Raw genomic sequence first — 18054 nt, 5'->3', positions numbered from 1 at the left:
TGGGGCGAGCGCCTGCGCGCCGGCCTGGCCGGCCTGCTGCCACGCTTCCCGGGACGCGACCTCGCGGGCGCGCTCGCTGGAGGCTCCTCGCGCGACAACCTGCCGGTGCGACTGTCCAACCGCACCTATGCCGGCACGCGCAACGTGGCGGTGCGCGAACTCGGTTTCGACCAGCCTCTGCTGTGGGTGGTGGTGGCGCTGCTCGCCTGGGGCCTGGTGATGGTGTATTCCGCCTCCATCGCGCTGCCCGACAACCCGCGCTTCCAGAACTACGCCCACACCCACTTCGTGCTGCGGCACGGCATCTCCATGGTGATCGGCGTGATCGCGGCCATGGTGGCCTTCCAGTTCCCGCTGCGCTCGTGGGAAAAGATGGCGCCCTGGCTGTTCGCGCTGGCGCTGGTGCTGCTCGCGCTGGTGCTGCTGCCCTTCATCGGCCGGGGCGTGAACGGCGCGCGCCGCTGGATCTCGCTGGGCATCATGAACTTTCAGCCCTCCGAACTGGCCAAGCTGGCCGTGTTGCTCTACGCCGCCAGCTACATGGTGCGCAAGATGGAGGTCAAGGAACGCTTCTTCCACGCCGTGGCCCCGATGGCGGTGGCCGTGGGTGTGGTCGGCATGCTGCTGCTGGCCGAGCCCGACATGGGCGCCTTCATGGTGATCGTGGTGATCGCCATGGGCATCCTGTTCCTGGGTGGTGTGAACGCGCGCATGTTCTTCCTGATGGCGCTGGTGGTGGTGGGCGCGTTCGCGCTCATGGTCATGACCAGCGAGTTCCGCCGCCAGCGTGTCTTCGCCTACCTCGACCCCTGGAGCGTGGAGCACGCCCTGGGCAAGGGCTACCAGCTCTCGCACTCGCTGATCGCCTTCGGCCGGGGCGAGATCTTCGGCGTCGGCCTGGGCGGCAGCGTGGAGAAGCTGCACTGGCTGCCCGAGGCGCACACCGACTTCCTGCTCGCCGTGATCGGCGAGGAGTTCGGCCTGCTCGGCGTCGTGGTGCTGATCGCGCTGTTCCTCTGGCTCACGCGCCGCATCATGCACATCGGCCGTCAGGCCATCGCGCTCGACCAGGTCTTCGCCGGCCTGGTGGCACAGGGCGTGGGCCTGTGGATGGGCTTCCAGGCCTTCATCAACATCGGCGTGAACCTGGGCGCGCTGCCCACCAAGGGCCTGACGCTGCCGCTGATGAGTTACGGCGGTTCGGCCATTCTGCTGAACCTGGTGGCCATCGCGCTCGTGCTTCGCGTGGACTACGAGAACCGCCAGATGATGAAGGGAGGGCGCTCGTGACGGCTCCCTGCGCCCTCATCATGGCCGGTGGCACCGGCGGCCACATCTTCCCCGGCCTGGCCGTGGCCGAAGCCTTGCGCGAGCGCGGCTGGCGCGTGCACTGGCTGGGCGCGCCCGGCAGCATGGAAAGCCGGCTCGTGCCGCCGCGCGGCTTCGCGCTGGAGACCATCGACTTCGGTGGCGTGCGCGGCAAGGGGCTGGTCACGGTCGCGCTGCTGCCGCTGCGCCTGCTGCGTGCCTTCTGGCAGTCGCTGCAGGTGGTGCGCCGCGTCAAGCCCGACGTGGTCGTGGGCCTGGGCGGCTACATCAGCTTCCCCGGCGGCATGATGGGCGTGCTCGCCGGCAAGCCGCTGGTGCTGCACGAGCAGAACTCGGTGGCCGGCATGGCCAACCGGGTGCTGGCCGGTGTCGCCGACCGCGTGTTCACCGCCTTCCCGAACGTGTTCAAGAAGGCCGAATGGGTGGGCAACCCCCTGCGCACGCCTTTCCTGCGCCAGGCCGCGCCGGCCGAGCGCTTCGCCGGCCGCAGCGGCCCGCTGCGCCTGCTGGTGGTGGGCGGCAGCCTGGGCGCGAAGGCGCTCAACGACGTGGTGCCGCAGGCGCTGGCGCTGCTGCCCAAGGTGCAGCAGCCGCAGGTCACGCACCAGAGCGGCGAGAAGCAGATCGACGCGCTGCGCGCCAACTACATCGCCGCTGGCATCCACGCCGAGCTCACCCCCTTCATCGACGACACCGCGCAGGCCTTCGCCGACGCCGATCTCATCGTCTGCCGCAGCGGCGCCAGCACCGTGACCGAGATCGCCGCCGTCGGCGCGGCCGCGCTGTTCGTGCCGTTTCCCTCGGCGGTGGACGACCACCAGACCACCAATGCCCGCTTCCTGGTGGATGCCGGCGCCGCCTGGCTGGTGCCCCAGACCGAACTCACCCCCCAGCGGCTCGCGCAAACCCTGCAGACCGTGCAGCGCGAGCAACTGCTGGCCATGGCCACCCAGGCCAAACAGATGCAAAAGACCGAAGCCGTGGCGGCCGTGGTGTCCGCCTGCGAGCAACTCGCGAAAGTCCCGAATCCATGAAGCACGCCATCCGTCACATCCACTTCGTCGGCATCGGCGGTGCCGGCATGAGCGGCATCGCCGAGGTGTTGCTCAACCAGGGCTACCGCATCTCCGGTAGCGATCTGGGCGAGAGCACCGTCACGCGCCGGCTGGTGGCGCTGGGCGCCCAGGTGTTCGTGGGCCACGACGCCGCGAACATCGAGGGCGCCGACGCCATCGTCACCTCGACCGCGGTGAAGGAAGACAACCCCGAGGTGGTGGCCGCGCACGCGAAACTCGTGCCGGTGGTGCCGCGCGCGGTGATGCTGGCCGAGCTGATGCGCATGAAGAAGGGCGTGGCCATCGCCGGCACGCACGGCAAGACCACCACCACCAGCCTGGTGGCCAGCGTGCTGGCCGCCGCCCAGCTGGACCCGACCTTCGTGATCGGGGGCCGCCTCAACAGCGCCGGCGCGAACGCCCAGCTGGGGTCGGGCGAGTACATCGTGGTCGAGGCCGACGAGTCCGACGCCTCCTTCCTCAACCTGCTGCCGGTGCTCTCGGTCGTCACCAACATCGACGCCGACCACATGGACACCTACGGCCACGACTTCGGCAAGCTCAAGTCCGCCTTCGTGGACTTCCTGCACAAGATGCCGTTCTACGGCGCGGCCGTGGTGTGCGTGGACGACGCGGCGATCCGCGAGATCCTGCCCCAGATCGCGCGGCCCATCACCAGCTACGGCTTCGCGGAAGACGCGCAGGTGCGCGCGATCAACGTGCGCGCGGTGGACACGCAGATGCACTTCACCGTGCAGCGCCGCAACGGCGTGGAGCTGCCCGACCTGGACGTGGTGCTCAACCTGCCCGGCAACCACAACGTGCTCAACGCCCTGGCCGCCATCGGCATCGCGGTGGAGCTGAACGTGCCCGACGAGGCCGTGCAGCAGGCGCTGGCCGAGTTCAAGGGCGTGGGTCGGCGCTTCCAGCGCTACGGCGAAGCCGCGCTGCCTTCGGGCGGCAGCTGCACCGTGGTGGACGACTACGGCCACCACCCGGTGGAGATGGCCGCCACGCTGTCGGCCGCGCGCGGTGCCTACCCGGGCCGCCGGCTGGTGCTGGCCTTCCAGCCGCACCGCTACACCCGCACGCGCGACTGCTTCGAAGACTTCGTGAAAGTCATCGGCCAGGCCGATGCCGTGCTGCTGGCCGAGGTGTACGCGGCCGGCGAAGCCCCCATCGTCGCGGCCGATGGCCGCTCGCTGGCGCGCGCGTTGCGCGTGGCCGGCAAGCTCGAACCCGTGTTCGTGGACGACATCGCCGCCATGCCGCAGGCCGTGCTCGACAACGCGCGCGACGGCGATGTGGTGCTCTGCATGGGCGCGGGCACGGTGGGCGCGGTCGCCGGTCGCGTGATCGAGCTGGCGCAGGGAGCAACCGCATGAAACAGGAGAAGGCAATGACGGTGGATGCCAGGTCGCTTGGCAAGGTGGCCGTGCTGATGGGCGGGCGCTCGGCCGAGCGCGAGGTCTCGCTCATGTCGGGCAAGGGCGTGCTGGCCGCGCTGCAATCGAAGGGCGTCGACGCGCACGCCTTCGATCCGGCCGAGCGCGAGATGGGCGAACTCAAGCGCGAAGGTTTCCAGCGCTGCTTCATCGCGCTGCACGGCCGCTTCGGTGAAGACGGCACGGTGCAGGGTGCCCTGGAGCTGATGGGCATTCCCTACACCGGCCCCGGCGTGATGGCCTCCAGCGTGGCCATGGACAAGCTCATGACCAAGCGCATCTGGATCGCCGAAGGCCTGGCCACGCCGGCCTGGCGCCAGGTGCACAGCGCCGACGAGACCCTGGCCGCGTTCAAGGCGCTGGGCTCGCCCATGATCGTCAAGCCCGTGCGCGAAGGCTCCACCATCGGCCTGACCAAGGTGACCAGCGAGGCGCAATGCGCCGCCGCCTACGAACTCGCTGCCAGGCTGGACCCGCTGGTGATGTGCGAGCAGTTCATCGCGGGCGACGAGGTCACCTGCCCGGTGCTGGGCACGGGCGCCGACGCAAGAGCCCTGCCGGTGATCCGCATCGTCGCGCCCGAAGGCAACTACGACTACCAGAACAAGTACTTCACCGACGACACCAAGTACCTCGTGCCCTGCGGCCTGCCCGAAGATGAAGAGGCCGCCATTCAGGCGCTGGTGCTCAAGGCCTACCTCACGCTGGACTGCCGCGGCTGGTCGCGCGCCGACGTGATGATCGACGCCAAGACCCGCAAGCCCTGGCTGCTCGAGATCAACACCTCGCCGGGCATGACCGGCCACTCGCTGGTGCCGATGTCGGCCAAGGCGGCCGGCCTGTCGTACGAAGACCTGTGCGTGGCGCTGCTGGCCACCGCCTCGCTGGACCACGCGGCCTGAGCCCCGGAACACCACCATGCCCAGCACCGAACTGCCCTTGGACGTCAAGCTCATGACCGTGGTCACGCACGTCCTGGTCGCGGTGTTCGCCGTGCTGAGCCTGGGCCTGTTCACCACCTGGCTGGTGCGCCACCCGATCTGGTCGGTCAAGGCCATCGCCGTGCATGGCGACGTGGCGCACCAGAACGCCGTGACCTTCCGCGCCCAGCTCTCGTCGCAGATGAAGACGCGCCTGAACGGCAGCTTCCTCACCGTGGACCTGCAGCAGGTGCGCCAGCTGTTCGAGTCCGTGCCCTGGGTGCGCAAGGCCGTGGTGCAGCGCGAGTTCCCCAACCGCCTGCGCGTGACGCTGGAAGAGCACCAGGCCGTGGCCTGGTGGGGCGAGTCGGGTTCGGGCCAATTGGTCAATCGCCTGGGCGAGGTGTTCGATGCCAGCCCCGACGACAGCGATGGCCTGCCCGAACTGGCCGGCCCGGTCGAGAAGTCGGCCCAGGTGTGGTCGCTCTACCAGCTGCTGCAAACCGAACTCGGCCGCCTCGACCTGGGCCTGGAGCGGCTCGAACTCACCGAGCGCGGCACCTGGCGCGCCAAGCTCGACAGCGGCGCCCAGGTGGAGCTGGGCCGCGGCACGCCCGACGAACTGCTGGCGCGCACGCGCCGCTTCACCGGCACGCTGGCGCAGCTCACCGAACGTTACGCGGGCGCGGTTCAGTCCGTGGACCTGCGCTACCCCAATGGCTACGCGCTGCGCCTGCGCGGCGTGACCACCGTGACCGACACGCCGGCTGGCGGATCTCAAAACCGAAGGTAATCAAGAAGCAATCATGGCCAAGGAATACAAGGATTTGGTGGTCGGACTCGACATCGGCACCGCCAAGATCATGGTGGTGGTCGCCGAGGTCCAGTCCAACGGCGAACTCAAGCTCGCGGGCCTGGGCGTGTCGGCCAGCCACGGCCTCAAGCGCGGCGTGGTGGTCAACATCGACGCCACGGTGCAGAGCATCCAGCAGGCCTTGAAAGAAGCCGAGCTGATGGCCGACTGCCGCATCGCGCGCGTCTACACCGGCATCACCGGCAGCCACATCCGCGGCATCAACTCCAGCGGCATGGTGGCCATCAAGGACCGCGAGGTCAGCGCCACCGACGTGGCGCGCGTGATCGAGACCGCCAAGGCGATCAACATCTCCACCGACCAGCGCCTGCTGCTGGTGGAGCCGCAGGAGTTCGTGATCGACGGCCAGGAGGTGAAAGAGCCGATCGGCATGAGCGGCATCCGCCTGGAAGCCAAGGTGCACATCGTCACCGGCGCGCAGAGCGCGGCCGAAAACATCATCAAGTGCGTGCGCCGCTGCGGCCTGGAAGTGGACCAGCTCATGCTCAACCCGCTGGCGTCCAGCCAGGCCATCCTGACCGACGACGAGAAGGAACTCGGCGTGGCGCTGGTGGACATCGGCGCGGGCACGACCGACGTGGCGATCTTCTCGGGCGGCGCGATCCGCCACACGGCGGTCATCCCGATCGCGGGCGACCTGATCACCAGCGACATCGCCATGGCCCTGCGCACGCCGACCAAGGACGCCGAAGACATCAAGGTGGAAAGCGGCTGCGCCAAGCAGCTGCTGGCCGATCCGGACACGCAGGTGGAAGTGCCCGGCCTGGGCGATCGCGGCCCGCGCATGCTCAGCCGCCAGGCGCTGGCCGGCGTGATCGAGCCGCGCGTGGAGGAAATCTTCTCGCTGGTGCAGCAGGTGCTGCGCGACTCCGGCCATGAAGAGATGCTGTCGTCGGGCATCGTGCTCACCGGCGGCAGCGCGGTGATGCCGGGCATGGTCGAACTGGGCGAGGACATCTTCCTCAAGCCCGTGCGCCGCGGCATCCCGAACTACACCAGCGCCCTGTCCGACATGGTCGCGCAGACGCGCGCGGCCACGGTGATGGGCCTGCTCGAGGAAGCGCGCCTGGCGCGCGTGCGCGGGCACAAGGTGGCACAGAAAGCGGGCTCGATGCAAGGCGCACTCGAGCGGGTCAAAAACTGGTTTGTGGGGACCTTCTGATGAACAACGCGAACACGCTGTCTTCGAGCCCGGCCCTCACGCCGGCCAATGCCATGAGCCTGGAACGCCACCAGCGAGGGCGGTGCACCGAATGCACCGGGCCGCCTGGATGAACCCTCGCCATTCCCCGATTCCGCAGATTTTTTGTATTGACAGATTGCCCGGCGACACCGTTCCAAGGGCCACAAAAGGAGCTTCCAAATGAGCATCGAAATGATCGAAGTTGAAGAATTCAACCAGGGCACCCAGATCAAGGTCATCGGCGTGGGCGGCGGCGGCGGCAACGCGGTCGAGCACATGATCTCGCGCAGCGTGCAGGGCGTGGAGTTCATCTGCGCCAACACCGACGCGCAATCGCTCACGCGCAGCGCCGCGCACAAGACCATCCAGCTCGGCACCAGCGGCCTGGGCGCGGGCAGCAAGCCCGAGAAGGGCCGTGACGCGGCCGAAGTCGCGGTGGACGACATCCGCGAAGCCATCGCGGGCGCGCACATGCTGTTCATCACCGCCGGCATGGGCGGCGGCACCGGCACCGGCGCGGCCCCCGTGATCGCCCGCGTGGCCAAGGAAATGGGCATCCTCACCGTCGGCGTGGTCACCAAGCCGTTCGACTGGGAAGGTGGCCGCCGCATGACCAACGCCGACAGCGGCCTGGCCGAGCTCGAAGCCAACGTGGATTCGCTGATCGTGGTGCTCAACGAGAAGCTGCTGGAAGTGCTGGGTGACGACGTCACGCAGGACGAGGCTTTCGCGCACGCCAACGACGTGCTCAAGAACGCCGTGGGCGGCATTGCCGAGATCATCAACGAGTACGGCAACGTGAACGTCGACTTCGAGGACGTGCGCACCGTGATGGGCGAACCCGGCAAGGCCATGATGGGCACGGCCGTGGCCGCCGGCCCGGACCGCGCGCGCATCGCCGCCGAGCAGGCCGTGGCCTGCCCGCTGCTGGAAGGCATCGACCTGTCGGGCGCCAAGGGCGTGCTGGTGCTGGTGACGGCGGCCAAGGGTTCGCTCAAGCTGTCGGAGTCCAAGCTGGCGATGAACACGATCCGCGCCTACGCTTCGCCGGAAGCGCACGTGATCTACGGTGCCGCTTACGACGACGCCCTGGGCGACGAGATGCGCGTGACGGTGGTGGCGACGGGCCTGTCGCGCCAGGGTGTGCGCCGCACGGCGCCTCCGCTGCAGGTGCTGCGCACCGGTACGGACAACGTGCCGTTCAATGTGCCGACCGTGAACGCCGCTGTGGGCGGCCCGGGTGCTGCGCAGCCGGACTACAACTCCATGGCGGTGCCCAGCGTCTGGCGCACCAACCGCACCCAGGCCGCGGCCAAGGTGGATGCGCTGGCTTCCGGCGGCATGGACGATTTCGAGATTCCGGCTTTCCTGCGCAAGCAGGCGGACTGAGTCTCTTCCCCGGGTTTTCTTGCCTGCACCTCGCGGGCTCGTGGACCCCGGGCGCTCTGCTCCGCGGGTATCCCCCGGACCGGCTTCGCCGGTCCTCCTCCTTTACCCCGCTGCGCAGAACGCCCGGGGTCCACGAGCTGAAGAAGCGTTTGTTTGCCAGCGGTTCTCTTGCACGTAGGTCAGCGGTGATCGGGGTGGCCGGCGCAGCGGGGTAAAGGAGGAGCCCGTGGCGCAGCCACGGGCGGGGGACACCCGCGGAGCCGGTCACCCCGGTCGCCGCTGACCGTCTCAGCCGGAGAAAAACGGAGAAAAGCCTTCCCTATCAAGGCCATCAGCTTTCTAAACCATGTTCTGGCGCCCGGAAAACTACAATTCAAGGATGCTTGCCCAACGCACCCTCAAATCCCTGACCAAGGCCGTCGGTGTCGGCCTGCACAGCGGTCAGCGGGTGGAGCTGACACTGCGGCCGGCCGCGCCCGACACGGGCATCGTGTTCCGCCGGGTCGACCTGTCCGCGCCGGTGGAGATCCCGGTCAATGCCATGGCGGTGTCCGACACCCGCCTGGCCTCCACCATCTCCAACGGCGGCGTCAAGGTGCACACCATCGAGCACCTCATGAGCGCCTGCGCCGGCCTCGGTCTGGACAACCTCTACGTCGACATCACGGCCGAAGAAGTGCCCATCCTCGACGGTTCCTCGGCCTCCTTCGTCTACCTGCTGCAAAGCGCCGGCATCGTGATGCAGAACGCGCCCAAGCGCTTCATCCGCGTCACCAAACCGGTGGAAGTGCGCGAAGGCGACGGCCGCACGCTCAAGTGGGCGCGGCTCGACCCCTTCCACGGCTACAAGCTGGCGTTCGAGATCGAGTTCAACCACCCGGCCGTGAACTCCACCGGCCAGCGCGTGGAGTTCGACTTCGGCAGCGGCCAGTACGCGCGCGAGATCGCCCGCGCCCGCACCTTCGGTTTCACGCGCGACGTGGAAATGATGCGCTCCAACGGTTTGGCCATGGGCGGCGGGCTGGACAACGCCATCGTGATGGACGACGTGAAAGTGCTCAACGCCGACGGCCTGCGCTACCAGGACGAGTTCGTCAAGCACAAGATCCTCGACGCCATGGGCGACCTCTACATCGTGGGCAAACCACTGCTGGCCGCCTACAGCGCCTTCCGCAGCGGCCACGCGATGAACAACCAGCTGCTGCGCGCCCTGCTGGACCAGCCCGACGCCTACGAGATCGTGAGCTTCGAACACGAGCGCGAAGCCCCGCGCGGCTTCGCCCAGCTCGCACCGGCCTGGTAAGCGCCGCCACCACCACCCCTCATGCTGCTGTTCCGCTGGACCGTGATGTTGCTGCTGCTGGCAGCGGGCGTGTGTTTTGCCTTCTACATCGGCACCGGCCAGGCACGTTACCGCACCTGGGGCATCGTGATCCTGAAGTGGACCGTCATCGCGGCCCTGGGCTTCTTCGGCGTGCTCGTGCTGGAGCGCCTGCTCTAGCCAGACCGCCGTTCAGTCAGTGCGATGGCGGCTCGGTCACCGGCCGCACGAAGGCGCTGAAGAGCTGCAGCTCGCTGGTGTGGATCAGGCCGATCTTCATCTCCACTTCCATCTCGCGACCCTGCCGGTCCACCACCGTGCGCCGAAGCAGCCGGCCCGTGAACGGGGCCTTGCCGGTGGTGTGGAAATGCGCCAGCGCCTTCACGAAAGCGATGTGGTAACGCTCGGGCAGGATGGTGTCGGCCAGCGATTCGCCGCGCACCTCCTGGCGCTTCCAGCCGAACAGGGTTTCGGCCGCGGCGTTCCAGTCGGTGATGCAACCGTCGAAATCGATGCCGATGAAGGCTTCCTGCGCGCTGTCGATCACGGTCTGCACACGCTCTTCGTTGGCGCGCAGGTCGTCCACCGTCTCGCGCAACTCGGCGGTGCGCTCGCTCACGCGCCGCTCCAGCGCGGCATGGTTCTGGCGCAGCGCCGCCTCGTTGGCCTGCAGGCCCTTCACCAGGGAGTTGAAGGCATTGCCCAGCATGGCCACCTCGCGGTAGGCCGCGGTGGTGGGCGCCTTCACCGCGTAGCCGGCCTCGATGCCGCGCGCCACGTCGGTCAGGTCGAGCAGGGGCCGGGTGATCAGGCGCGCCACCAGCCAGCCCAGCAGGGAAAACAGCAGTGCCGCCGCGATGCCGCCGAGCAGCATGCGCCGGTGCAGCTGGTTCACCGGGGCGTAGGCCTCGTCCAGCGTCTGCCGCACCAGCACGCGCCAGCCCAGGCCGGCGTAGGTGTCGAAGCCGTTGTCGCGCGTGTGGCCCACGAGGTAGGTCTGGCCATCGGGCCACGTTTCCGTCGCATGCCCCGATTCGCCGCGCCCCGCGGCTTCCACGCTCGGCACCTTCAGCACCGTGCCTTGCAGGTCCTTGGGGCCGAGCAGCACCGCGCCGGTGGTCGAGACGATCAGCAGGTCGACGCTGCGGTGGCGGCTCACGGGGGTGAAGATCGCGTCCTGGATCTCGCTGGCCCAGTTCCACGACAGGTGCACGCCCAGCACGCCCGTGGTCTGGCCGGCCGCGTCGGTGAGCGGAAAGGCGATGTCGACGAAGCGCATCGGCTCGCTGCCCGGCGTGCCCAGCAGCTGGGCGAGCAGCACGGCATCGTGCACGTCGCCCATGGGGTGGCCGTCCATGGCGTTGCGGAACCAGGGGCGCGCCGACACATCCACGCCTTCGAGCATGCCGCGCGTGGCGGTGCGCACCACGCCCGCGGTGTCGGTCACGCCGATCCAGGCGTAGTGCGGGTAGCTCTTCTGCAGGGCCTCGATCTCGCCGCGGACCGCGCCGAAGTCGGTGTGGCCGCTCAGGCGTTGGGCGATCAGGCGCACCTCGCGGTAGCGCTCGAACATGGACCGGTCCAGCCGGCTCGCGGTCTGCTGCGCCAGCTCGGTCAGGTTGGCGCCGATGGCCTCGCGCACCTGGTTGCTCGCGGCGCGGTCGCTGAACAGCGTCAGGCTCAAGGTGAGCAACAGCGACAGGACCGTGAATGCGATGGCGAGCCAGGCCCCCAGGCTGAAACGGCGCAACGGCGAAGAACCCTCCATGCCCATCAATACACCCGGCCGGCCTTGTAGGTGGCGTGGGTGCGAGCCTGTTGGGTGGAGACCTTGTTGATCGCCGCCAGGGTGCGGCTCACCTGGGCGTGGGTGATGGCCAGGCCGAGCGCGTCGGCCGCGTCCTTGCCGGGCAGGCCGGGCAGGCGCAGCAGGCGCTTGACCATTTCCTGCATCTGCGGCTTGCCGGCCCGGCCGTTGCCGGCCACGGCCTTCTTCAACTGCAGCGCGGTGTACTCGGCCACCTCCAGCTTGTTGGCCACGAGGGCCGTGAGGCAGGCGCCACGTGCCTGGCCCAGCAGCAGCGTGGCCTGGGGGTTGACGTTGACGAACACGATTTCACAGACCGACATCTGGGGCTGGTAGCGCGCCACCACCTCGGTGATGCCGTCGAACAGGATCTTGAGCCGCTCGGGCAGCAGGGCGCCGTCCTTCGGGCTGGTCTGGATGGTGCCGCTGGCCACATAGTGCAGGGCAGCGCCTTCGGTGTCGATCACGCCGAAGCCGGTGCATTGCAGGCCGGGGTCGATGCCGAGGATGCGCATGGTGGAAGGTCTCAAAGGTCGAAGGTCCAGCGCACCGAATGGAAGAACACGGGCGCGGCGAAGCACAGGGCGTCCACGCGGTCGAGCAGGCCGCTGGCACCGGTGACCGAGCGGCCCGCCAAGCCCCAGTGGGTCACGCCGCGGTCGCGCTTGATGGCCTTCATGACCAGGTGGCCGAAGCTGCCGGCCACACAAGCCACCAGGGCCATGGCCAGCGCGGGCAGGGGCTTGAAGGGCGTGAAGCCGGAGAGCACGGCGCCCAGCAGGCCGCCGGCGACCAGGCCCAGGGCCCAGCTGCGCCAGTGGAAGCTGCCGCTGATAGCGGGGGCCACCGGCCGGCGCAGGCCGCGCGCGGCCAGGTGCTGCACCAGCATGCAGGTCTGCACCACCAGCACCAGGAAGAACACCAGGAACGCGGTCTTGCCGACGAAACCGGGGAAGCTGAGCAGCAGCAGGGCGGGCACGTGGCTCATGCCGTACACGCAGACCATGATGCCCCACTGCAGCTTGGCGTTGCGCTCGAGGAAACGCTGCGGGTCGTTGCCCAGCGCGCTCACCACGGGAATCGCGAGGAACACGTAGACCGGGATGAACACGGTGAACAGGTTGAAGCGTTCCGTCCAGACCAGCGCGTACTGCAGCGGCAGCACGATGAAGAAGGCCAGCACCAGGCTGCGGTGGTCGCCCCGGCGCGTGGGCGAGAGGCTGATGAACTCGCGCAGGATGAAGAACGAGACCAGGCCGAACAGCACGATGGCGAAGCCCTCGCCCATGACCCAGCCGACCCAGAACACCAGCATCATCATCCAGGAGCTGCGCAGCAGCGCCTGGTTGTCCTGCAGGCGCAGCGCGCGTTCGCCGCTGGCGTCGTCGTCGCCCGAGCGGCGCTCGCGCAGCGACAGCAGCACGCCCACGCCGCTGGCGATGATCAGCAGGCCGAACAGCACCACGAAGACGAGGCTGACCTGCTGGTCGGGGGTGAGGCTGCGAAGGAAGGAACCCATCAGACCGTCCGCCGGGCCGCCCCAAGGGCGGTCTGCGCCCCCTTGGGGGGCAATGAGTACATGAAATGACGAGTGTGGGGGCTCATGTTCTTAGACGTCCCGAAGGGCCATGACGGCCTCGCGGGCCCGTTTCAGGAAATCGGCGCGCGGTTCCTCGGCGCCCAGCACCAGCGGTTCGCCGAAGGTCACCGAGCACAGCACCGGCACCGGCACCACCTCGCCCTTGGGGATCACGCGCTGCACGTTGTGGATCCAGGCCGGCACCAGCACCACGCCGGGAAAGCGCTGCGCCAGGTTGTACAGGCCCGACTTGAAGGGCTGCGGGTCTTCCTCGTGGCCGCGCGTGCCCTCGGGAAAGAGGATCAGCGAGTCGCCGCTCTCCAGCGCCTGCACCAGCGGCGCCAGCGGGTCTTCGTCGCCCTTGCGCTCGCGCTCCACGTACACGGCGTTGAACACCTCGGTGGTGATCCAGCGCTTGAAGTTCGACGCGGTCCAGTAGTCCTTGGCCGCGATCGGGCGCGTGATGCTGCGCAGCTCCTGCGGCAGCGCGGCCCAGATCAGCACGAGGTCGGCGTGGCTCTGGTGGTTGGCGAAATAGATGCGCTGCTCGGCCTTGGGCGGGCAGCCGTGCCAGCGCGCCTGCGCGCCGGTGAGCAGGCGCACCAGGCCCAGCAGGAACACGCTCATGACGGAGGCAGGAAGCTTCATGGATCGCTTTGCGAGCGAGGTGCCGCGTCCAGAGACGCCACGGAACGGGCTTTGCCCGGCCGCAGGCGTCGCCCCCCTTTGGGGGGAAGCCGCGAAGTGGCGCACGGGGGGCTCATGGTAATGCGACCCCGCCCATGCGGGCCACGATGGTGCCGGTGCGGCGCGCCAGGTAGGCCGAGCCCTGGCGGGTTTCGAAGAACTTGGGCGAGGGCAGCATCACCGCCAAGCGCGCCGCCTCGTGCGGGCTGAGTTTGCTGGCCGGCTTGTTGAAGTAGCGCTGCGAGGCGGCCTCGGCGCCGAAGATGCCTTCGCCCCACTCCACGCTGTTGAGGTAGATCTCCAGGATGCGGCGCTTGTCGAGCAGGGCTTCGAGCATCAGCGTGAGCACCAGCTCCTGGCCCTTGCGCAGCAGCTGGCGTTCGCCGGAGAGCAGCAGGTTTTTCGCGAGTTGCTGCGTGATGGTGGAGCCGCCGACCACCTTGGGCTCGCGCGCGGGCTGGGCGGGCTGGCGCGCGGCGCGTTTTTCGGCCAGTTGCTGGCGGCGCTCGTTCTTCTGCCAGGCGCCTTCGATCGCGCCCCAGTCCACGCCCCGGTGGTCGGTGAAGCCGGCGTCTTCGGAGGCGATCACGGCGCGCTTGAGGTGCGGGCTGATCTGGGCATCGGGCACCCAGTGGTGCGACCAGCGCCAACCCTTGTCGCTCTGCAGGCTGGCGCCCGCGATGCGCCAGGCCTCGGAGCGCATGAAGGCGGTGCTGGTGGGATCGACCGCGACCATGAGCGCGATGCGCGCCAGAAAGAACAGCTGCAGGGCCAGCCCTGCGAGGACCAGCCACAGCAACCAGCGTCCGAGGGACCTCATGCGGTGTGGACCTATTGCCCCGAGAGCTGGGTCTGCAGCGTCTCGTCGCGCGTGAAGCGGAAGCGCGAGACGACCACGATCTGGTCGGCCTGGCGGCGCATGGCTTCGTTGAAGCGGCCGAACGAGAGGCTGCGCACGATGGCCTGGGCTCGGCGGTCGAGCTGGCTGATGCCCGAGGGCTGCACCACCTCGGTGTCGAGCACGGCGCCGTTGTGGTTGACCGTGATGGTCATGGTGAGTTCGCCGTAGAGCTTGCGGCCGCCGACTTCGGGGAAGTTGGTGGTGCCCCGGTCCTCGATCTTGCGGCGCAGCTCGTCGTAGTAGATGGCGTAGACCGCCTCGCGCGTGGCCGGGCTGATGTAGCGCTTCTTGGGCCGCGCGTTTTCTTCGTTGATGCGCTTTTCGATCTCGGCCAGGATCTTCACCAGCGCGCGGCGCTTCTGCTCGCGCTCCGACGAGGCCTGGCTGGGGTTGACCGACTCGGGGTCGGGCGGCGGCATCTTGGCGAGCTCGCGGCGCACCTGGGCCAGCAGGCGGTTCTGCTGCTCGCGCAGCATCTCGATCGTGCGCTCGTCTTCTTCGTGCGCGTCGCCGATGCGGGCCACCGTGGCAGGTGGCAGGGGCGAGGTGGCGCGGCCGCGTTCGGCCTCGCCACCGCCGGCCAGCGAGGTCTGCGCGATGGCCGTGGCCTTGTCGGGCCGTTCGTTGCCGCGCGCGTTGACGAGGATGACTTCCAGCGGCGTGTCCTGGAACACGCGGTTGAAGCGCTCGGGGTCCACGAAGCGCACCGTGAGCAGCGCGGCGTGCACGGCCACCGACACCCCCAGCGCCAGTTGCAGCGTGCTCAGCTTCTTGAAAAAGGACAGGGCGGACGGCTTCACGCGGGCATTATCCGTGCTGGGTGTCGCCTGGGCCTCAATCCCCTGCCGGGCCGGGCGTTTGGGGGGGCTGGGCGGCGTTTTCGCCCTCGGTTTCGTTGACGTCGATGGCCAGGGCCAGCGGCGCGGCCAGTGCCTCCTCTTCCTCGGCGTCGTCGCCCGCGGTCTCGCCCACGTCGTCCACCGGCAGGTCCAGCCGCTCGGTGACGGTGCCGTGGATGTCGAGCGTGATGTCGTCGATCTCACCCAGCTTCACGCGCACGTGCGCGCCGCGCGGCAGGCCGTCGGCGCCCAGCACCGGCAGCACCAGGGGCAGGGTGTCGGCGCGCACCAGGTTGTCCTTGATCAGGGTGGCGGTGAGCTCGGTGACGCCTTCCTGCCGCAGGTACTGCAGCGTCCAGTAGCGCTCCATGCCGTTCTGGAAGCCGTTGTACGCGGTGTAGGCGGCGTCGAAGGCGCTGATGATGGAGAACAGGTTGGCGTCCTTGGGCTTGAACGGCGCGGCCAGCGCGGCGGTCTTGCCGTGGCGCGCGCAGGCAATGATCTGCCACTGGTTGACCAGGTCCACGTAGCGGCGCAGGGGCGAGGTGCTCCATGCGTAGCTCTTGACGCCGATGCCCGCGTGCGGCTGCGCCTTGGTGCCCATGCGCACCTTGACGCCGGGCTGCAGGCTGGCCTGGCTGCGGTAGATGCCGGGCACGCCGCAGTCGGCCAGCCAGTTGCCCCAGGTGCTGTTGGCCAGGATCATGGCCTCGGCCACCATCAGGTCCAGCGGGGCACCGCGTTTGCGGGTGCCGATGACCACCCGCTCGTCGCCCTGCGGTTCGTCGCCGCTCACGCCTTCGAGGCGGAAGGTGTAGTCCGGGCGGGTGAAGTTCTCGGGTTTGCCGCGCACCACCTCGCGTTGCGCCTTGAGGTGCAGGGCCAGGCGGAACAGGAAACCCAGCGAGGGTTGGAGGGCCGCGATCTCGGCGGGGACATCGGTCGCCGGCGCCTCGCCCGCGAGCCAGGCTTCGGTGATCACCGTGTCGAGCTGGTCGTGCCGCAGGTTGAGCGCGATCGGCACGCGCTCCAGCGCGGTGCGGCTGCCGGTGACGGCCAGGGTGGCTTCGTCGAAGCTGACGTACAGGGACACGGCGGGGCAATCGCGCCCGGCCATGAGCGTGTAGGCCTGCACCACCTCGTCGGGCAGCATGGTGAGCTTGTGGCCGGGCATGTAGACGGTGGACAGGCGCGTGCGCGCCACCTGGTCGATGGGGCCTTCCGGCGCCACGGCCAGGCCGGGCGCCGCGATGTGGATGCCCAGCGTGACACTGCCGCTGCCCAGGCCTTGCAGCGAGAGCGCGTCGTCGATCTCGGTGGTCTGCGAATCGTCGATGGAGAAGGCCTGCACCGGCGCCAGGGGCAGCTCGTCGGCGATGACCGGGGCCTGCAGCGGGGGGAAGCCCGTGCCCTTGGGAAACTGGTCAAACAGGAAGCGCTGCCAGTGGAACTGGTAGGCGCTGCTGATGGCGCCCGCGTTCTGCAGCAGGGTGAGCGGCGCGGTGTGGCTGGTGCGCGCGGCTTCCACCACGGCCTTGTACTCGGGCGCGTTCTTGTCCGGCCGGAACAGCAGCTTGTAGAGCTGCTGGCGCACCGGCGCCGGGCAACTGCCGCTGGCGAGCTCGGCCGCCCAGGCCTCGATCTGTGCCTGCACCTGTTTCTTCTTCTCGATCGCGGCCAGGGCCTGCGCGAGGATGTCGGCCGGCGCCTTCTTGTAGCGGCCCTTGCCGGCGCGGCGGAAGTAGTGCGGCGCGCCTTGCAGGCACAGGAGCGCGGCCACCTGTTCGGTGATGCCCGCCTTGTCGCTGAAATACTCGTGGGCGAGGTCCACGAACCCGAACTCGTCCTCGGGCGCGAATTCGTAGGCCAGCTCCAGCTCCATGGTCTCCGCCAGGGCGGTGGCCGCCGGCATCAGCTGGCTGGGGGCGGGTTTTTCGAAGCGCAACAAGGCATTGGCCGACTTGACCTTGACGCGTTTGCCGGATTCGAGCTCGACTTGCAGGGAACTTTCGGCCTCGGACAGGAGGCGGCCGGTCAACAGCTTGCCGGCTTCATCAAACAGGATGTGCATGGGCGCGATTGTCCCATGGGGCCGTTACAGGTCCAGGAAACGGAACAGGTCGTCGATGTGGTCGTCGAAGTCGCTGATGGCGTGGTCGCCGCCCTCCAGCAGGCGGGTCGTTCCCCCTGCGCAGAAGGCCTGCATTTCGCGCCAGTCCAGCACCTCGTCGCCTTTGGCCACGATGGCGAACTGGCGCTCCGGCGAGGCCGGGTGCAAAGGAGCCAGGCGGGCGATGTCGTCCTGCTGTTGCTGAAGCTCCCCCATGAAGGCCGGGTCGACGACGAAGCGCGCCTGCGGGTCGTGCCAGGCGGTCTGTTCGCCGATGTATTTCACCAGGTCGCGCGCGGGAAACACGGCCGGGTTGAGCAGCACCGTGCGGCGGCAACCGGTCTGCAGCGCCAGCCAGCGCGCGTAGAAGCCGCCCAGCGACGAGCCGACCACGCCCATGGTCTCGCGCGGCCAGTCCTGCACGCCGCGCGCCACCATGTCCATGGCTTCGCGCGGGGAGGGCGGCAGTTGAGGGCACCACCAGACCACCTCCGGGTGCCGCGCCTGCATGCGCGCGGCAACCTTCTGCGCCTTCATCGATTGCGGCGACGAACGAAAACCATGCAGATACAACAGGTGGGTGGTGGGGGATGTCATGAGCGAAGGATAATCGGG

General features: G+C 68.7%; 17 protein-coding genes. 9 read left to right on the top strand and 8 right to left on the bottom strand.

What is annotated here, in order from left to right; all coding sequences use genetic code 11:
• Positions 1–24: 24 nt before the first annotated feature.
• The 9 genes from ftsW (at position 25) to AC3WPZ_RS11605 (ending at position 9696) form a co-directional block, all read left to right on the top strand.
• Positions 25–1290, top strand: a complete 1266-nt coding sequence (gene ftsW / locus AC3WPZ_RS11645) for a putative lipid II flippase FtsW (protein ID WP_382325722.1) — start codon at positions 25–27, stop codon at positions 1288–1290.
• Positions 1287–2363, top strand: a complete 1077-nt coding sequence (gene murG / locus AC3WPZ_RS11640) for an undecaprenyldiphospho-muramoylpentapeptide beta-N-acetylglucosaminyltransferase (protein ID WP_444687334.1) — start codon at positions 1287–1289, stop codon at positions 2361–2363. Before ftsW ends, murG begins: the two co-directional genes overlap by 4 nt.
• Positions 2360–3769, top strand: coding sequence for a UDP-N-acetylmuramate--L-alanine ligase (gene murC / locus AC3WPZ_RS11635; RefSeq protein WP_382154578.1), 1410 nt, complete (start codon positions 2360–2362; stop codon positions 3767–3769). Before murG ends, murC begins: the two co-directional genes overlap by 4 nt.
• Positions 3766–4731: a D-alanine--D-alanine ligase gene (locus AC3WPZ_RS11630; protein WP_492439647.1), complete on the top strand. Its 966-nt coding sequence runs from the start codon at positions 3766–3768 to the stop codon at positions 4729–4731. Before murC ends, AC3WPZ_RS11630 begins: the two co-directional genes overlap by 4 nt.
• Positions 4732–4747: 16 nt before the next feature.
• Positions 4748–5542 carry a cell division protein FtsQ/DivIB gene (locus tag AC3WPZ_RS11625; protein WP_382321732.1) on the top strand — a complete coding sequence of 265 codons (795 nt, stop codon included), beginning with the start codon at positions 4748–4750 and terminating at the stop codon, positions 5540–5542.
• A 13-nt stretch (positions 5543–5555) separates the two neighbouring features.
• Positions 5556–6785, top strand: a complete 1230-nt coding sequence (ftsA, locus tag AC3WPZ_RS11620; protein WP_291118114.1) for a cell division protein FtsA — start codon at positions 5556–5558, stop codon at positions 6783–6785.
• 201 nt (positions 6786–6986) lie between these two features.
• Positions 6987–8195: a cell division protein FtsZ gene (gene ftsZ, locus AC3WPZ_RS11615; protein WP_444687330.1), complete on the top strand. Its 1209-nt coding sequence runs from the start codon at positions 6987–6989 to the stop codon at positions 8193–8195.
• Between the two features lie 379 nt (positions 8196–8574).
• Entirely contained in the window at positions 8575–9498 is a 924-nt protein-coding gene (gene lpxC / locus AC3WPZ_RS11610; RefSeq protein WP_382321729.1) for a UDP-3-O-acyl-N-acetylglucosamine deacetylase, read from the top strand.
• Between the two features lie 21 nt (positions 9499–9519).
• Entirely contained in the window at positions 9520–9696 is a 177-nt protein-coding gene (locus AC3WPZ_RS11605) for a hypothetical protein (protein WP_291119276.1), read from the top strand.
• A 16-nt stretch (positions 9697–9712) separates the two neighbouring features.
• Here AC3WPZ_RS11605 and AC3WPZ_RS11600 read toward each other — a convergent pair whose 3' ends face one another.
• From AC3WPZ_RS11600 to AC3WPZ_RS11565, 8 genes are all read right to left on the bottom strand, one after another.
• On the bottom strand, positions 9713–11266 hold the full coding sequence (locus tag AC3WPZ_RS11600) for a PAS domain-containing protein (protein WP_444691479.1): 1554 nt from the start codon (positions 11264–11266) through the stop codon (positions 9713–9715).
• A gap of 23 nt (positions 11267–11289) precedes the next feature.
• Positions 11290–11838 carry a crossover junction endodeoxyribonuclease RuvC gene (gene ruvC / locus AC3WPZ_RS11595; protein ID WP_291119282.1) on the bottom strand — a complete coding sequence of 183 codons (549 nt, stop codon included), beginning with the start codon at positions 11836–11838 and terminating at the stop codon, positions 11290–11292.
• Between the two features lie 11 nt (positions 11839–11849).
• A complete protein-coding gene (locus tag AC3WPZ_RS11590) occupies positions 11850–12842 on the bottom strand; it encodes a phosphatidate cytidylyltransferase (RefSeq protein ID WP_382321721.1) in 993 nt (330 codons plus the stop codon).
• A 90-nt stretch (positions 12843–12932) separates the two neighbouring features.
• Entirely contained in the window at positions 12933–13550 is a 618-nt protein-coding gene (locus AC3WPZ_RS11585) for a lysophospholipid acyltransferase family protein (RefSeq protein WP_492439644.1), read from the bottom strand.
• Positions 13551–13662: 112 nt separating this feature from the next.
• A complete protein-coding gene (gene mtgA / locus AC3WPZ_RS11580) occupies positions 13663–14409 on the bottom strand; it encodes a monofunctional biosynthetic peptidoglycan transglycosylase (RefSeq protein WP_492439642.1) in 747 nt (248 codons plus the stop codon).
• Between the two features lie 11 nt (positions 14410–14420).
• Entirely contained in the window at positions 14421–15290 is an 870-nt protein-coding gene (locus AC3WPZ_RS11575) for an energy transducer TonB (protein ID WP_382154605.1), read from the bottom strand.
• Between the two features lie 34 nt (positions 15291–15324).
• Complete coding sequence (locus tag AC3WPZ_RS11570; protein ID WP_492439639.1) at positions 15325–17400, bottom strand: ribonuclease catalytic domain-containing protein; 2076 nt, start codon at positions 17398–17400, stop codon at positions 15325–15327.
• A gap of 24 nt (positions 17401–17424) precedes the next feature.
• On the bottom strand, positions 17425–18036 hold the full coding sequence (locus AC3WPZ_RS11565) for a YqiA/YcfP family alpha/beta fold hydrolase (RefSeq protein WP_492439637.1): 612 nt from the start codon (positions 18034–18036) through the stop codon (positions 17425–17427).
• Positions 18037–18054: the final 18 nt, after the last annotated feature.

The organism is Hydrogenophaga sp. FW305-3-2-15-A-LB1, assembly GCF_058787875.1.
The sequence above is the reverse complement of the archived record's forward strand: the minus strand, read 5'-3'. Positions and strand labels throughout refer to the sequence as shown.

Bases quoted from the DNA above. Each gene is read 5' to 3' on its own strand.
- murC (WP_382154578.1), top strand. From the start codon at position 2,360: ATGAAGCACGCCATCCGTCACATCCACTTCGTCGGCATCGGCGGTGCC.
- AC3WPZ_RS11570 (WP_492439639.1), bottom strand. From the start codon at position 17,400: ATGCACATCCTGTTTGATGAAGCCGGCAAGCTGTTGACCGGCCGCCTC.
- AC3WPZ_RS11630 (WP_492439647.1), top strand. From the start codon at position 3,766: ATGAAACAGGAGAAGGCAATGACGGTGGATGCCAGGTCGCTTGGCAAG.
- AC3WPZ_RS11625 (WP_382321732.1), top strand. From the start codon at position 4,748: ATGCCCAGCACCGAACTGCCCTTGGACGTCAAGCTCATGACCGTGGTC.
- mtgA (WP_492439642.1), bottom strand. From the start codon at position 14,409: ATGAGGTCCCTCGGACGCTGGTTGCTGTGGCTGGTCCTCGCAGGGCTG.
- AC3WPZ_RS11590 (WP_382321721.1), bottom strand. From the start codon at position 12,842: ATGGGTTCCTTCCTTCGCAGCCTCACCCCCGACCAGCAGGTCAGCCTC.
- AC3WPZ_RS11565 (WP_492439637.1), bottom strand. From the start codon at position 18,036: ATGACATCCCCCACCACCCACCTGTTGTATCTGCATGGTTTTCGTTCG.
- ftsZ (WP_444687330.1), top strand. From the start codon at position 6,987: ATGAGCATCGAAATGATCGAAGTTGAAGAATTCAACCAGGGCACCCAG.
- ftsA (WP_291118114.1), top strand. From the start codon at position 5,556: ATGGCCAAGGAATACAAGGATTTGGTGGTCGGACTCGACATCGGCACC.
- AC3WPZ_RS11585 (WP_492439644.1), bottom strand. From the start codon at position 13,550: ATGAAGCTTCCTGCCTCCGTCATGAGCGTGTTCCTGCTGGGCCTGGTG.
- lpxC (WP_382321729.1), top strand. From the start codon at position 8,575: ATGCTTGCCCAACGCACCCTCAAATCCCTGACCAAGGCCGTCGGTGTC.
- AC3WPZ_RS11605 (WP_291119276.1), top strand. From the start codon at position 9,520: ATGCTGCTGTTCCGCTGGACCGTGATGTTGCTGCTGCTGGCAGCGGGC.
- ruvC (WP_291119282.1), bottom strand. From the start codon at position 11,838: ATGCGCATCCTCGGCATCGACCCCGGCCTGCAATGCACCGGCTTCGGC.